Annotated in this window: 19 protein-coding genes; 3 read left to right on the top strand and 16 right to left on the bottom strand. The window is 44.6% G+C overall.

The genetic code is table 11. The annotated features are described in order from the left end of the window. Nucleotides 1-3: 3 nt before the first annotated feature. Nucleotides 4-1,164: an alanyl-tRNA editing protein gene (locus tag MUB50_RS14475; protein ID WP_118514052.1), complete on the bottom strand. Its 1,161-nt coding sequence runs from the start codon at nt 1,162-1,164 to the stop codon at nt 4-6. Nucleotides 1,165-1,305: 141 nt separating this feature from the next. Between MUB50_RS14475 and MUB50_RS14470 the strand changes: the two genes are divergently transcribed. From MUB50_RS14470 to MUB50_RS14460, 3 genes are read left to right on the top strand one after another with little or no spacing between them, the layout of a single operon-like run. Further along, a complete protein-coding gene (locus tag MUB50_RS14470; protein WP_118514054.1) occupies nt 1,306-1,839 on the top strand; it encodes an RNA polymerase sigma factor in 534 nt (177 codons plus the stop codon). Continuing rightward, entirely contained in the window at nt 1,840-2,334 is a 495-nt protein-coding gene (locus MUB50_RS14465; RefSeq protein ID WP_118514056.1) for a hypothetical protein, read from the top strand. It abuts the gene before it with no gap. A 4-nt stretch (nt 2,335-2,338) separates the two neighbouring features. Beyond that, a complete protein-coding gene (locus tag MUB50_RS14460; RefSeq protein ID WP_118514058.1) occupies nt 2,339-3,025 on the top strand; it encodes a hypothetical protein in 687 nt (228 codons plus the stop codon). A gap of 60 nt (nt 3,026-3,085) precedes the next feature. Here the strand turns inward: MUB50_RS14460 and atpC are convergent, their stop codons facing one another. The 15 genes from atpC to MUB50_RS17280 form a co-directional block, all read right to left on the bottom strand. After that, a complete protein-coding gene (atpC, locus tag MUB50_RS14455; RefSeq protein WP_118368480.1) occupies nt 3,086-3,493 on the bottom strand; it encodes an ATP synthase F1 subunit epsilon in 408 nt (135 codons plus the stop codon). A 9-nt stretch (nt 3,494-3,502) separates the two neighbouring features. After that, entirely contained in the window at nt 3,503-4,900 is a 1,398-nt protein-coding gene (gene atpD / locus MUB50_RS14450) for a F0F1 ATP synthase subunit beta (protein WP_118062354.1), read from the bottom strand. Nucleotides 4,901-4,905: 5 nt separating this feature from the next. Then, a complete protein-coding gene (gene atpG / locus MUB50_RS14445) occupies nt 4,906-5,796 on the bottom strand; it encodes an ATP synthase F1 subunit gamma (RefSeq protein WP_118514060.1) in 891 nt (296 codons plus the stop codon). Between the two features lie 8 nt (nt 5,797-5,804). Then, nucleotides 5,805-7,313, bottom strand: a complete 1,509-nt coding sequence (gene atpA / locus MUB50_RS14440; RefSeq protein WP_021652816.1) for a F0F1 ATP synthase subunit alpha — start codon at nt 7,311-7,313, stop codon at nt 5,805-5,807. Nucleotides 7,314-7,320: 7 nt separating this feature from the next. Next, nucleotides 7,321-7,824: an ATP synthase F1 subunit delta gene (atpH, locus tag MUB50_RS14435; protein WP_118514062.1), complete on the bottom strand. Its 504-nt coding sequence runs from the start codon at nt 7,822-7,824 to the stop codon at nt 7,321-7,323. Then, nucleotides 7,805-8,305, bottom strand: a complete 501-nt coding sequence (gene atpF / locus MUB50_RS14430) for a F0F1 ATP synthase subunit B (protein ID WP_022427145.1) — start codon at nt 8,303-8,305, stop codon at nt 7,805-7,807. The genes atpH and atpF overlap by 20 nt, the downstream gene beginning before the upstream one ends. 50 nt (nt 8,306-8,355) lie before the next feature. Next, nucleotides 8,356-8,574, bottom strand: coding sequence for an ATP synthase F0 subunit C (gene atpE, locus MUB50_RS14425; RefSeq protein WP_021652814.1), 219 nt, complete (start codon nt 8,572-8,574; stop codon nt 8,356-8,358). A gap of 63 nt (nt 8,575-8,637) precedes the next feature. Continuing rightward, entirely contained in the window at nt 8,638-9,303 is a 666-nt protein-coding gene (locus MUB50_RS14420) for a F0F1 ATP synthase subunit A (protein ID WP_118368483.1), read from the bottom strand. Between the two features lie 197 nt (nt 9,304-9,500). After that, nucleotides 9,501-10,475: a biotin--[acetyl-CoA-carboxylase] ligase gene (locus tag MUB50_RS14415; RefSeq protein ID WP_118514064.1), complete on the bottom strand. Its 975-nt coding sequence runs from the start codon at nt 10,473-10,475 to the stop codon at nt 9,501-9,503. Nucleotides 10,476-10,751: 276 nt separating this feature from the next. Beyond that, nucleotides 10,752-11,738: a helix-turn-helix transcriptional regulator gene (locus tag MUB50_RS14410; RefSeq protein WP_118514066.1), complete on the bottom strand. Its 987-nt coding sequence runs from the start codon at nt 11,736-11,738 to the stop codon at nt 10,752-10,754. 19 nt (nt 11,739-11,757) lie between these two features. Beyond that, entirely contained in the window at nt 11,758-12,012 is a 255-nt protein-coding gene (locus MUB50_RS14405) for a hypothetical protein (protein WP_118514068.1), read from the bottom strand. 391 nt (nt 12,013-12,403) lie between these two features. Beyond that, on the bottom strand, nt 12,404-13,096 hold the full coding sequence (locus tag MUB50_RS14400; RefSeq protein WP_118514072.1) for an LrgB family protein: 693 nt from the start codon (nt 13,094-13,096) through the stop codon (nt 12,404-12,406). Beyond that, complete coding sequence (locus MUB50_RS14395) at nt 13,093-13,455, bottom strand: CidA/LrgA family protein (protein WP_118514074.1); 363 nt, start codon at nt 13,453-13,455, stop codon at nt 13,093-13,095. The genes MUB50_RS14400 and MUB50_RS14395 overlap by 4 nt, the downstream gene beginning before the upstream one ends. A 231-nt stretch (nt 13,456-13,686) precedes the next feature. Next, nucleotides 13,687-14,154, bottom strand: a complete 468-nt coding sequence (locus MUB50_RS14390; RefSeq protein ID WP_118514076.1) for a metallophosphoesterase family protein — start codon at nt 14,152-14,154, stop codon at nt 13,687-13,689. Nucleotides 14,155-14,387: 233 nt separating this feature from the next. Further along, the gene (locus MUB50_RS17280; RefSeq protein WP_244791448.1) at nt 14,388-14,483 is read right to left on the bottom strand and encodes a transposase; all 96 of its coding nucleotides are present in this window, start codon (nt 14,481-14,483) and stop codon (nt 14,388-14,390) included. Nucleotides 14,484-14,485 lie beyond the last annotated feature (2 nt).

Raw genomic sequence — 14,485 nt, 5'->3', positions numbered from 1 at the left:
TCATCACTGCTCAAAAAAGTTTCGGATCTCTTTCTCAGATGCCTGCACCGACCCCTGTACAAAAAACGGCTTCCCACCTCCGCGTCCATTTAATTTCTCATTCATTTCCTTTGTAAATCGGCGAAGATCTCCGTCCTTTTCACCCATTGCATACTTATAGCTTCCATCTGCATTTCTGGAAAAAACCGCGCAGCAGCCCTGGCAGGTCTGTGTCACCGCATCTGCAAGCTTCCGAACACTGTCTGCATCCATTCCATCCATAAAGATGAGAACGCTTCCGCTTCCTGCATAACGCTCTGCCTCTTTCCGGCACATGTCGTCTACCAGCTGACCAACCTGTCCTTTCAAGCGGAAATTCTCTTCCTGAAGACGTTCCACTGCCTGCGCAGTCTTATCCATTTTTGCAGAAAGCTTTACAGAAATCTGATGGTTCTGCTCGTTGATCATATTCAGATAATCCAGAACACGTTTTCCGCAGATCATCTCAATACGGACACCTTCACGGAATTTTTCCACGGAAAGAAGTTTCACCATTCCGATCTCTCCGGTATGTGTCACATGTGTGCCACAGCAGGCACAGATATCTGCACCCGGAAATTCCACGATCCGCACCTGACCGGTAAGCTCTTTTTTGCTTCGGTAGTCGATTTTTTCCAGTTCCTCCGCTGTAGGATATATGATCTTTATCTGCGTGTCTTCCCATATCTTTTGGTTTGTTTTCCGCTCAATCTCAGCAAGCTGCACCTCATCCAACGGGCCATTCAGATCTATGGTAATGGTATCGCTCCCCATATGAAAGCCTACATTATCATATCCGTAAGCCTCATGGATCAGTCCGCTCACCATGTGCTCACCGGAATGCTGCTGCATCAGATCAAACCTTCTTGCCCAGTCGATGCGTCCCTGTACTTCTGTTCCGGCTTCCATCGGCTGATCTGTATAATGAAGAAGTTCTCCCTCCTTTTCATGCACTTCCTTTACTTTCACATCGTTGAGATATCCGGTATCGCTTGGCTGTCCGCCGCCCTCCGGGTAAAAAGCACTCTCATCCAGAATGATATGAAAGCCTTTTTTGGCTTCTCTGCACTCCAGGACTTTGGCTGTAAATTCTTTTTTATATACATCTTCATAATATAAGCGTTTCGTCTCTGTCATTTGTCTCATCCTTTCTGCATCTCTGCTTTGACGACTTATAGTATAGACCAAATTTTCTCTCCCCGCTATATAAAAACGGCATTTATCCAATGATTTACATATTTTTCCATAAAAGCTGAAGTCTTTCCTTCAGGTTCCGCGTTATAATAAATGAAACGGGAAGAGAAGGGAGCTGATTGCATCACACGGGAAGAATATCTGGAATATCTGATACATACATACCAAAATTTAATATTTTCCATTTGTCTGAAATCGGTGGGCAATCCCTTTGACGCCGAGGATCTGACACAGGATGTTTTTCTTTCCGCCTACAAAAATCTCTCCCGTTTTGATGGCACCTACGAAAAAGCCTGGCTCAGCAAGATCGCAGTCAGAAAATGTCTGGATCATCTGAAAGCAGCCGGCAGACGTACCATTCCCACAGAGGACACCTATTTTGAACAGCTCCATGATAAAGAGTTTTCCCCGGAGGAGGCATTCCTGGACAAAGATTTCAAGGATCGGATCCGGCATTTATGTTCAGCGCTGAAAAGCCCCTACAGGGAGGTTGCCCTTGAGCATTTCTGCGAAGAAAAAAACGCCGCAGAAATTGCAAAAGCGCAGAATAAAAATATCAAAACAGTCCAGACGCAGATCTACCGGTCCAGATCTATGCTGAAAGCACTGCTGGAAAGGAGTGATTAGATGCACATACCACAGGATGAATTACAGAAATTCCAGGACGGAACCATGAATACAGATGAAATGATCCATTTTCTGGAGCATATGGAGCAATGTGACTTCTGTCTGGATGAACTTCTTCAGAATGAAGATGCCGCTTCTGAGTATGCTCCATCCTATCTGCAGGATGAAATTCTGAAAAAAGCAGCTTCTCCGGAAGTTCAGGCTTCCAGAAAAATACATGAAACTGCTTTTTGGATGAAGCTTCTCTGTGCAGGCTTACGGACTGGCGTAGGCATGGGCGTTGCGCTGATCATGCTTTTTTCTGTATCGCAGACAGATTTTACGGCTCTTCATCCTTCACCGGAAACAAAAGTTAAGATTTCTTCATCCTTTGACATTGGTTCCGGCCTGAACCAGCTTTCCATGCAGGTAGGTTCCCAGCTCAGTGAACATTCTCAGAAGATCAGTAATAATCTGAACGATCTTACGAATAAAATTATAAACGGAGGCAAGTAAATTTATGAAAAAACAAAAACATGGTTTCTGGGTATTTATCTTTTCCCTGATCCCCGGTGCCGGGGAAATGTACATGGGATTTAAAAAACAGGGACTCAGCATTATGCTGCTGTTCTGGGGGGCTATCGCACTGGCATCCATAACCGGACTTGGATGGCTGGCCATGTTTCTCCCGGTGATATGGTTCTATAGTTTTTTTAATGTCCATAATCTGAAATCCCTGTCAGAAGAAGAATTCTACTCTGTAGAGGATAATTACATTCTTCACATGGATCAGTTTTCCGGTGATATGGGAAAATTCTTACAAAAGCATCAGAGTGCAGCTGCATGGGTTCTGATCCTGTTTGGTATCTGCATCCTGTGGAGTCGTTTCACAAGTCTTCTGTACTTCATTGTACCGAATAATATGGCTGACTATGTATACAATATCTGCAACAGCCTTCCGCAGATCGTCATTGCTACAGGTATCATTGCTGCAGGTATTTATCTTCTTACTCAGCAGAAAAAGAAACTGAAACAGGAAACCGAAACAAAAGATGAACATTACTGGGAACCCTATCGTCCATATCAGCAGCTGACAGAAAAGCCTGTTCATACTTCTGATAACTCAGACAAAGATACAGCTTCTGAAGCTTCTTCCATTACTGATCCGGAAAATACCGAATCTGATCCTGCTTCATCCACAAAATAACAGAGAAAAAAAGATCCACTGCCAGTTTCCTGACAATGGATCTTTTTATATGATTTAAATTTACTGCTTATGTGTTACCTTAAGACGTGTCATTGCTCTCGCAAGAGCCAGCTGACTCCTGTGGTATTCCATAATACTCTGTTTCTGGCGAAGCTGCTCCTCTGCACGATCCTTCGCTTCCTGCGCACGACGGATATCGATTTCCTCGGGGCTTTCTACACTGAGACAGAACAGCTTGGCACGGTTATTGATCATCTCAACAAATCCGCTGCTCACAGCAAAAACATGTGTATTTCCATCTGCATCCTCAAAACGCATCTCACCTGGAATAATGGTTGCTACCACATTCGCATGATGAGCAAGAAATCCCTGCTCACCATCCACTGCCGGGATAATAAGCTTCTGAGCACGTCCTGCATAAGCCAGTTTATTGCTGGCATATATTTCCAGGCCAAATGTCTCACTCATAGCCGCTCCTTACTGCCGGTTCTCCTCGGCTTTTGCTTTTGCAATTACATCATCAATGGTTCCAACATTAAAGAATGCGTTCTCCGGATACTCATCCATTTCACCGTCAATGATTGCCTTGAAGCCACGGATCGTCTCTTTCAGCGGTACATATTTACCTTTGATACCGGTGAAGTTCTCAGCTACATGGAACGGCTGTGAAAGGAACTTCTGGATCTTTCTTGCACGGAATACTGTCTGCTTATCTTCCTCTGAGAGCTCCTCCATACCAAGAATAGCAATGATGTCCTGCAGCTCTTTATATTTCTGAAGAATCTCCTGTACTCTACGTGCAACCTCGTAATGTTCCTCACCAACAATATCTGCCTCCAGGATACGGGAAGTAGACTCAAGCGGATCTACAGCCGGATAAATACCCTGCTCAACGATCTTACGGGAAAGAACCGTTGTCGCATCCAGATGAGCAAATGTTGTTGCCGGAGCCGGGTCAGTCAGGTCATCGGCCGGTACATATACGGCCTGTACGGATGTAACGGATCCTTCCTTGGTAGATGCGATTCTCTCCTGAAGCTCACCCATCTCAGTTGCCAGTGTAGGCTGGTATCCTACTGCGGACGGCATACGTCCAAGCAGAGCGGAAACCTCAGATCCTGCCTGTACAAAACGGAAGATATTATCAATAAAAAGAAGTACGTCTCTGTGCTCCTGATCACGGAAATACTCTGCCATAGTAAGTCCGGTCTCCGCAACACGCATACGTGCTCCGGGCGGCTCGTTCATCTGTCCGAACACTAAGGCTGTCTTCTCAAGAACACCTGATTCCTTCATTTCTGTCCAAAGGTCATTACCCTCACGGGAACGCTCACCGACACCGGTGAAAATAGAATATCCACCATGCTCGGTAGCGATATTCTGGATCAGCTCCTGGATAAGGACTGTCTTACCAACACCGGCACCACCGAACAGACCGATCTTACCACCTTTTGCATATGGAGCAAGAAGGTCGATAACCTTGATACCTGTTTCCAGGATCTCAACTGCCGGTTTCTGCTCTTCAAATGAAGGTGGATCACGATGGATGACCCAATGCTCCTCACCGTCCAGGGAATCACCGCCATCTACGGTATCTCCAAGAACGTTGAACAGACGACCAAGTGTTTTATCTCCAACCGGAACCTTGATACCGCTTCCGGTAGCTGTTACTTCTCTGTCTCGCTGCAGGCCCTCGCTGGCTCCCAGCATGATGCAGCGTACGATATTATTTCCAAGGTGCTGGGACACCTCCATAACGCATCTCTTACCGTTGTTCTCAACTTCAAGGGCATCCTTGATATCCGGAAGCTGTCCGTCTTCAAAAACAACGTCTACAACAGGTCCCATAACCTGTACGATCTTACCTTTATTCATAGTCATCACTTCCTTTTTTGTGCTTTAGCACCGCTGATAACCTCTGTGATCTCCTGCGTGATCGCAGCCTGACGTGCACGATTATACTGAATGGAAAGATCCTTCAGCATCGCCTTCGCACTATCTGTAGAGGACTGCATTGCTGTCATTCTCGCACTGTTCTCACTGGCATATGCCTCTACAAGACATCCATAGATCACACCTGTAAGGTAGTTGGGGATCATAGTATCCAGAAGCACATCTGCAGACGGAGATAACACGATCTCCTCCTGATAAATATCTGCCGGAATCTGACCCACTTTAAAATCAGCCTTTTTCAGCGGTAAAAGCTGCATATTCACATTTTCCATTGCCATCGCATTCAGCATCTGTGTATAGACAATGTGAATTTCATCCAGCTCTCTTTCCAAAAACGCACGTACGATCTCATCTGTGATAAGGCGTGCTCTGTGCATAGTCGGCTTCTGTACGGTATAATGAAAACTGCCGTCCATATCCACATCTCTCTTGCCGAAATACTGACGCCCTACCATGCCAAGGACATACAGCTTGTGATGTCCCGGTACCTCTTCCATGAAATCTTCTGTCATTTTCTGTACATTATGATTGTATGCACCAGCCATACCTTTATCACCTGTAATGACAATGGTACCTACCTTTCTTTCATCCTTCGGAACAAGATGACGCTCACTGAAGAAAGGATGCTGGATATCCGGCATATGACGGAGGATCCTGGCAATGGCGGCCTGCATATTATAGAAATATGGTTCCGTATCCTGCAGGATCTTCTTGGCCTTTTGCATCTTGGAAGAAGAAATCATGTACATCGCATTGGTGATCTTCATGGTGTCCTGAATGCTTTTCATACGAGTCTGTATTTCTTTTGCATTTGCCATATCAACACCTACCTGCTCTTATCTCTGAATTCTTCTGCCGCCTTTACGATTTTCTCTACAAGCTCATCAGAGAGCTGCTTTGTAGTCTCGATCTCTTTGCCGATCTCAGGATATACATTATCAAAGTACTCCAGAAGATCCTTCTGATATTTCTTGATCTCTTTCTTTTCTACATCTACCATCAGCTTGTGAGTCGCAACGCAGAGAGTAATTACCTGCTGATGAAGACTTAACGGGCTGCAGAGCGGCTGTTTCAGAAGCTCCATCAGACAGCTTCCGTATTTCAGCTGTGCAGTTGTAGCCTCATCCAGATCTGAACTGAACTGGGTGAATACTTCCATCTCTCTGTACTGTGCCAGGTCGATACGTACACTACCGGAAGCTTTCTTCATAGCCTTGGTCTGTGCAGCACCACCAACACGGGATACGGAAAGACCAACATTGACTGCCGGACGCATGCCTGAGAAGAACAGATCACTTTCCAGGAATATCTGACCATCTGTGATGGAAATTACGTTTGTAGGAATGTATGCAGATACATCACCGGCCTGTGTCTCGATGATCGGAAGTGCCGTAATGGATCCGCCGCCTGCCTCTTCACTCAGACGGCTGGAACGCTCCAGAAGTCTGGAATGAAGATAGAATACGTCACCAGGATATGCCTCACGTCCCGGAGAACGCTCAAGCAGAAGTGACAATGCACGATATGCCACTGCATGCTTGGAAAGATCATCATATACGATCAATACGTCTTTGCCCTGATACATGAAATACTCTGCAAGAGCAGTACCAGCGTAAGGAGCAATATACTGAAGCGGTGCACAGTCACTGGCTGTTGCGGAGAATACAGTTGTATACTCCATTGCACCGTATTTTTCAAGATTGGAAACTACCTTTGCAACGGTAGAAGCTTTCTGTCCGATGGCAACATAGATACAGATCACATCCTTACCTTTCTGGTTGATGATCGTATCTGTTGCGATGGATGTTTTACCTGTCTGTCTGTCGCCGATGATCAGCTCTCGCTGTCCACGGCCGATCGGAAACATGGAATCAATGGAAAGGATTCCTGTTTCCAGAGGTACAGTTACAGACTTACGATCGATGATTCCAGGAGCCGGATTCTCGATCGGGCGGTATTCCTCTGCCTGGATCTCTCCCTTTCCATCAATAGGCTCACCAAGTGCGTTTACGATTCTTCCGATAAATTTATCACCTACCGGAATACCTGCCTGTTTGCCAGTTCTGGCAACCTTGGTGCCTTCCTTGATTCCTGTATCCTTTCCGAAAAGAATACATCCCATGCTGTTGGCACGGACATCCTGTACCATACCTTTCAGACCATTCTCGAAAGTCACAACCTCACCGTACATGGCATGATCGATACCATAAACAGTTGCGATGCCATCTCCCACGGAGATGACAGTGCCTACTTCCTGGTCCTTGCTGATTTCGTCATAGTTCTTTATTTCTTCCTTGAGAATCGAAATGATTTCATCTGGATTTATTGCACCCAATTCAATTTCACCTCCGGGTTAATTTCTGTTTCAGTTTCTTATAACGTCCGATGAGGCTCCAGTCGTACTCACGATCTCCTGCCCTGAGAACAAATCCACCTACAAGGCTTTTATCCTCTGTAAGGGTAAGTTCCACTTCTCTGGCAGAAAACTGGCTACGGAGAAACTCCTTCATCTTATCTTCCTGCGCTTCGGTAGGACGTGTTACATAAAGAAGCTCTGCCTTGAGAATTCCTTTCTGTTCCCGGCTGTAAGCATCATAAGCTTCAAGGATCTCTCCGATTCTGTCAATCTTCTGATACTTACACGTTACTTTAAGAAAACTCTTCATTTCCTGCGGAAAAACCCGCTCTATTACCTGTTCTTTTTCTTTGAGGGAAACAAGTGGATTTTCAAGCATTTTACCTATCTCAGGTGTATTCTTAAAAATCTTTCCTGTTTCGCAGATTGCCTCCCCCGGGACAGAAAGACCGTATAATGCTTTTGCATAATTAATGGACGTCTCTGTCATGAGGATCACCTGCTCCTTCTAAAAACTGGTCATATAGGGACATATCCTGTGCTTCGTCGTTCTTTTTTCCCATGATTCTGGATGCTGCATCCATTGCCAGCTCAGCCACTTTGCCTTCCATCGCTTTCATAGCAGCTTCCTGCTCAGTGCTGATGTCTCTTCTTGCTTTCTCAAGAATCTGGCCAGCCTGATCATTAGCTCTCTTCACGATGCTGTCTGCCTGTACTTTTGCCTCGTCCTTAGCCTGCTCTACGATACTGAAGGATTCCTCCTTCGCAGATTTCAGTGCATCCTCATACTGTCCTTTCAGCTGGTTTGCTTCAGTGGTTGTCTTCTCTGCTGAAGCAAACTGCTCATCGATCATGGCTTTTCTTTTCTCCATAACACCAATGATCGGGCCGAAAAGGAACTTCTTCATTAAAAGATAAAGAACGATCAGGTTTATAATAGTAAAGACAAGGTTGATATCAATTTTAATCACCTGGTCCACCTGCCTCTCTTAATCCTGAATTAGTATCTCGTCTTTACCTATTAGCCAAGCATGATGATGATCAGAAGACCGATTACGAAACCGTAAATAGCTGTTGCCTCTGCAAGAGCACATCCAAGAAGAAGTGCTTTACTGATCTTGCTCTCTGCCTCCGGCTGTCTTGCGATAGCTTCTACTGCTTTAGATGTTGCAAGACCGATACCAATACCTGCTCCAATACCTGTAAGAACTGCGATAGCTGCACCAATTGCGATTAACATAGTTTTTTCCTCCTGTAAAATACAATTTTTTTCATTTTTAGATCAAGCGGAGCTTCCGCTTCACTACTCAATTGCTTCCTTGATGAACAAGGATGTTAAAAACACAAATACATACGCCTGTATGAATCCATCGAAGAAATCAAAATACAGGCTGAATGGTATGGGAAGAATGGCCGGACAAACAAACTCCAGCAGCTTCATAACTACGAAGCTTCCCAGAACATTACCGAACAACCGCATGCAGAGAGATGTAGGTCTGATCGCTATTTCCAGAATGTTGATCGGAAGCATGATCGGAACCGGCTCCGCAAAGCTTTTCAGGAAGCCCTTCAGTCCCCTCTTATGAAAGCCTGCATACTCGATCAGAATAATGCTCATCAGCGCCAGCGCAATGGTAACATTCATGTCCTTCGTCGGTGGTGTAAAACCAAATACGCCTGCGATATTGGCTATTCCGATGTAGATTACGGTTGACATCAAATAAGGCACATACTGTTTGCCTTCTTCTCCAAGGATACCCATGAAGAAATCCTGAAGAAAACTTACCCCGGTTTCCAGAAGCAGCTGCTTCTTACCCGGATTTTCCACACTGAGATTCCGAACTAAGATCAGAGACAGAATCACAAGAACCGCCATGATGACCCATGTGACTACCACACATTCTGCAATTGGTATTCCACCAAACACCGGAATGGTAAAGGCTGTCTTACTGTTTAGCTCTTCTGCCAGTGTACTTGATAAATCTCCCGTTTTTCTCCCTCCTTTTCTCTTGGCGCTGATCGCATCTTTTTATAATTGGTATGACCACGCCTTGTAGTTGACTTTATTTTACTCCGCATTTCCAGAATGTCAATATTATTTTTGCCTGTTTTGTACAAAAAAGAATCTGTTTTTTATACAAAATACACAATTTATTTTGATTGACCTTAATCCGACTTTCTGCGTACAGATACCTCTCCATAAGAAAGCAGAGTTTCTGAACCATCCTGTTCTCTTACAAGAAGCCTTCCATCTGGTGCTATGGATTCTGCATAAGCTTCCCTCGTACACTGTCCGTCTGTGATCACGATCATGTTTCCAGGAATGATATTATTTTCTGTATATTCTCTGGAAAGTCCCGGAGTCTCCACTTCCATAAGAAGCTGATTGACGATCTCCGCCACAAGAATACTGCAGTTTATATGCTCTGCGTCCTTCCTGTTTTCAAATAATGCTCCAGCCGTTTCCTGTATATCTTCAGGAAACCCATCTTCCGGCATATACAGATTCAAACCAATTCCTACAACTGCAAACTCAATGTTCCCACTTTCAAAGTCTGTAACAGCCTCTGTCAGTATCCCACACACTTTCTTATTATGAAGATACAGATCATTGACCCATTTGATTCCAAGGTCGATCCCGCAGATTTTCTTCACTGCACGGCACACTGCAGTTGCCGCCGCTGTAGTGATCAGGAGTCCTTCCTTCAGAGTCCGGTCCGGTCTTAGAACGATACTCATATAAAGTCCTGCATTTTCAGGAGAATAAAAACTTCGGCCTCTTCGGCCTCTTCCGCTTTTCTGTCTGCGCGCCAGTATCAGTGCACCATGACCTGCTTCTCCTGAAAATGCAGCCTCCTTGGCTGCCCGGTTTGTAGAATCCAGTTCTCTGTATATTTTTACAGGGACATCCGGATGATCGAGGTAAAGCCGTATTCCTTCTTCCGATAAACGGCTGCCTCCTCGAAGCACATAGCCTTTGTTTGGTCCAGCTTCTATGGTATATCCCTCTTCACGAAGGGATTTCACAGCTTTCCAGATGGCTGCCCGCGTGCAGTTTAGTTCTGCTGCTGCCGCCTCTCCGGATATCAGTTCATTCTCGTGCTGCTCCAGAAGCTTCAGCATTCTTGCTTTTACAGTCATATCTTCACCGTCCGTAATCTGCCTGAAATGGCAAAATTTATTCCCTTCTAAGAGTCGAAAGCATTATAGCACTTAAACATCGCAATGTCTATTATCTTTTTCACATATGCTATCTATATTATTTTTATATTTCAGTTACAGTTATTATATAATTTTTCTCATTTTTGTCTGTTTTCATTTATTTTTTTATATATTATTTCTGTTGAAAATCTGTAGACTCAGGAGTGAATTTTCCTGAATCTTTATTATATACAGATTTTCTTTATCATATATTTATCATTTGTAATTAGAAAGACTTTTCTCAAGAAATTCCCGGTACTTATCGCGAACCTCATCCGGTGACGCGATCACCGCATCCGGGCCAAGACTGGCTATCCAGCCAAAGAACTGGTCACTGATATTTACACGAACCAGTGTTTTGAAATGTTCAGGATCCTTCCTGTGTATCATAATATCTCTGCCAAACCGATCCAGCACCACTCCGACTAAACGGTTATGTGCTTCCAGACATATGGTTTTCTCTTTTCCGCCAAACATCCCGAAGGTCCTGGATGTCAGCTCCCCTATATCATAATTCTCAAAAAATTCTCTGCCGCATCGCACTTCCTTCTCTATACGGATCTGCTGGAGCTTATCTACCTGATACTGCTTAACCCTTCCACACTTCTCGTCATAAGTGATCAGATAATACTCCTCATTCTGCCATACAAGTCCCCAGGGACTGACCGAATATCGTTCCCCCTCATTCTCCGGATACAGCTTCTTCTCCACAGTCCATTCACAATATTGAAAAGAAATCTGCCTGTCTTCAGTTAATGCACGCTGGATCATATCAATACTGTAATACACATTCTCGTTTATAGTCCGGATACTGTTCTCTGCAAATCCCTGTCGCCGCAGCTGTCTGGACTCATAAACACTGGCAAGGCTCTCCAGCTTCCTGATCAGCTGTCGGGATTTCCCATTGGTGATACATCTGGAGGACTGCACTGCATCCACCAGAAGTCTCAGCTCCGGAAGCTCAAATTCCCGGCTGGCAAGATAAAAACCGGCCGGGTGCTCCCGCCGGTTCAGGATATCCATTCCAAAATTCCGCAGGGTTTCAATATCATCATAGACAGTCTTACGCTCTGCACTGATTCCCAGACTATTTAGATAGGAGATCAGCTCCTTCACAGACATCGGATGCTCTTCGTCCGTCTGCTCCAGAAAAATGCGCATCAGATATAAAATTTTAATCTTCTGGTTAAAGACCCTTGGCATCCTCTCTCCCTCCGTTCTTCTACTTGTCTGTCAGTGATGCCACCACTGCAAAATATAATACCATGAATGACAATACAACGGCAACGATATCTGCTCCACGGAAATCAAAATTAAACAGCATTGCCCCGCCAAGCATGATCTCCATTGTAAGAAGTGCGCCCAGTACCATTGCCATTCCTGAGGAAAGCTTCTGTCTGCCGCAATGTCCGTTCTCAGCTTCCACATATCTTCCTTCTGCCAATACTGCCTTCCCGCTGCTCTCTGTATTCCACATAAGATCCATCCTCCCTGTCCTATGTTCGTCTCACGATTTATCGAACATATTTTCCAAACATATTTTCTGTATGTTTGCATTATAGCTCATTTTTAGTCCAATAAAACGGTATAAACATGGTTTTTCCGAACATTTGTTTATTTTATACAAAAATATGTTCGTCTTTAAGATCCACAAAAAAGAGTGCTGCATCCGGCACTTCTGTTGCATCCGAAGTAAAATCATCTCCGGCTTCCTTTTCTGCGGTTATTGTTCACTCCGTTCTCAGTAACTACTTTTCGTGAACTGCCCAGGATATTCTGACCAAAGAAAAAAGCCTGCCATATATGACAGACCTTTCACACATTTTTATTCTTCTATGGATTTAACTTTAACACCGATAAATGAATATTTACATCATTCCCGCAAACACCGATGCGCCGACAACCGTAAGCAATCCGGCAACTGCAATGGCAAGGCTGCTCATGGCTCCTTCTACCGGGCCAAGCTCCATGGCTTTGGCAGTTCCGATGGCATGGGCAGATGTTCCAAGTCCAAGGCCCTTTGCGATCGGCTCCTCGATCTTTGCGACCTTGTAGACAACCTCTGCGATCATATTTCCCAGAACTCCTGTGATGATGATCACGGCAACGGTGATGGTCACGATACCGCCAAGCTCCTCAGAAACGCCCATTCCGATGGCGGTTGTGATAGACTTCGGAAGCATAGTGACATATTCCTGATGATCAAAGCCAAACAATTTCGCCATAAGCAGAACACTGCAAAGCCCGGCCAGCGTTCCGGAAAAGATTCCGGCAGCCACTGCCTTGAGATTTTTTTTCAGCAGATGGATCTGCTCATAAAGGGGCACTGCCAGACAGACTGTTGCCGGGGTCAGCAGATAGCTGATATATTTTCCACCTTCATTGTAATCATCATAATCAATATGGAAGAGCAAAAGAACACCGATAACACAGATGATGGAGATCAAAAGCGGATTAAAGATCGCCATTTTAAACTTTTTTTTCAGGATCAGACCGATCTCATAGGCGATCAGACTTATCATTGCTCCGAAAAATGCGGAGTTTTTTATGAATTCCATCATTTTTCAGTTCCTCTCTTTCCCATACGAATCACTCCCTGTGTTACTTTTCCTGTTACGACCATTACGATCACCGTGCTGATAAACGTCATGATGAGAACCGGTACACAGATCGGTTTCAGAGTGCTCCAGGCTGTGATCAGTCCCACACCTGCCGGTACAAACATCACCGGCATGATCTCAACCAGAAAATCTGCCGCACCTTTGACCTGATCCAGCTTCAGAATACCTGTGAGCAAAGCCACCAGCATAATGATCAGTCCATAGACACTGGCCGGTACCGGAAGTGGAAGAAAGGTTTTCAGTAATTCTCCAATGACGGAAATCAACAGGATGATGCTAAACTGCTGCACATGCTTCATGTTGCATCCCTCCTGATTCATGTAAAGCGCATATTCACACTCTACGCTCAAACGAATTTTGCAAAAGTGGTAAGACCACTTTTGTTTTAAACGTTTTCTAATTATACGCTACAAATCCAAAATTACAAGGATTGTATCCAATAAAATACAAAAAATCCTTTTATGCATCAGCGTATTCCAGTAATCCCCAGAAACATATCCGCGCAAAAGGATCTTTAAACAAAATTTTTATCATTTTTCGGAATTCTCCGCCAAAATAATTTTTTCTACCTGATATTTTCCATCCTCCACAGTCATCACCGCCATGGTAACCTCTCCGCCAAAACGGCTTCTTCCACAGCTTCCCGGATTCAGCCACAGTCTGCCATCGATTATCTTCTCAAAATATTTGTGAGTATGCCCGAAGATGACCACCTGTGTGTCCCCCAGCTCCCACGCAATGTCTTTTTTGTTATGGACCATAAAAAATTTCACGCCGCCAATGGTAAAGCTTAGACTGGTGCGGAGATTTTCCGCCCAGTCTTTATCATTATTTCCACGGACCACATAGAGATTCCCCATGGAACGCAGTACATCCAGGATCTCGTCTTTATTGACATCTCCGGCATGGAGGATATACTTACAGTCTTTTAAGATTTCCAGTACCTCAGGCCGCAGAAGGCCGTGAGTGTCTGATATGATGCCTATTTTTTCTTTCATGATCTCTATCCTGCTCCAATCCTTTATCATTATCGCCTTTTACCTTTTGCAGCTCACGCTATGACCGGCAATACTCTTCACAATACTTGACACTCCCCACAGCTAAAGCAGGGGGATTCTTGCTTCTCCCACTACTGCATTGGCAAACACCTTACGGTACTGCAATGTCTTACACAGTGTCCACAAGCTATATTTATACTGTTCCCGTATGCCCTACGGTACAGTTTTTATCTTTATGCAGACTGCATCTGCAGTCCTTTTTTCAGAATATTGATACTTGCATTCGTATCCCTGTCATGGAACGCGTGGCATTTGGGGCACTCCCAGATAC

It is taken from the genome of Blautia sp. NSJ-140, assembly GCF_022868965.1.
Lineage (GTDB): Bacteria > Bacillota > Clostridia > Lachnospirales > Lachnospiraceae > Blautia_A.
Note: the sequence above shows the minus strand (reverse complement) of the source record. Positions and strands in the feature narration are given on the sequence as shown.

Excerpts from the sequence above, each read along its gene's own strand:
- atpE (WP_021652814.1), bottom strand. The coding sequence starts at position 8,574 with ATGTTAATCGCAATTGGTGCAGCTATCGCAGTTCTTACAGGTATTGGA.
- MUB50_RS14400 (WP_118514072.1), bottom strand. The coding sequence starts at position 13,096 with ATGATGGAATTCATAAAAAACTCCGCATTTTTCGGAGCAATGATAAGT.
- MUB50_RS14410 (WP_118514066.1), bottom strand. The coding sequence starts at position 11,738 with ATGCCAAGGGTCTTTAACCAGAAGATTAAAATTTTATATCTGATGCGC.
- MUB50_RS14415 (WP_118514064.1), bottom strand. The coding sequence starts at position 10,475 with ATGACTGTAAAAGCAAGAATGCTGAAGCTTCTGGAGCAGCACGAGAAT.
- MUB50_RS14395 (WP_118514074.1), bottom strand. The coding sequence starts at position 13,455 with ATGAAGCATGTGCAGCAGTTTAGCATCATCCTGTTGATTTCCGTCATT.
- MUB50_RS14460 (WP_118514058.1), top strand. The coding sequence starts at position 2,339 with ATGAAAAAACAAAAACATGGTTTCTGGGTATTTATCTTTTCCCTGATC.
- MUB50_RS14470 (WP_118514054.1), top strand. The coding sequence starts at position 1,306 with ATGAAACGGGAAGAGAAGGGAGCTGATTGCATCACACGGGAAGAATAT.
- atpC (WP_118368480.1), bottom strand. The coding sequence starts at position 3,493 with ATGAGTGAGACATTTGGCCTGGAAATATATGCCAGCAATAAACTGGCT.
- MUB50_RS14465 (WP_118514056.1), top strand. The coding sequence starts at position 1,840 with ATGCACATACCACAGGATGAATTACAGAAATTCCAGGACGGAACCATG.
- atpG (WP_118514060.1), bottom strand. The coding sequence starts at position 5,796 with ATGGCAAATGCAAAAGAAATACAGACTCGTATGAAAAGCATTCAGGAC.
- atpH (WP_118514062.1), bottom strand. The coding sequence starts at position 7,824 with ATGACAGAGACGTCCATTAATTATGCAAAAGCATTATACGGTCTTTCT.
- MUB50_RS14405 (WP_118514068.1), bottom strand. The coding sequence starts at position 12,012 with ATGTGGAATACAGAGAGCAGCGGGAAGGCAGTATTGGCAGAAGGAAGA.
- atpD (WP_118062354.1), bottom strand. The coding sequence starts at position 4,900 with ATGAATAAAGGTAAGATCGTACAGGTTATGGGACCTGTTGTAGACGTT.
- MUB50_RS14475 (WP_118514052.1), bottom strand. The coding sequence starts at position 1,164 with ATGAGACAAATGACAGAGACGAAACGCTTATATTATGAAGATGTATAT.
- MUB50_RS14390 (WP_118514076.1), bottom strand. The coding sequence starts at position 14,154 with ATGAAAGAAAAAATAGGCATCATATCAGACACTCACGGCCTTCTGCGG.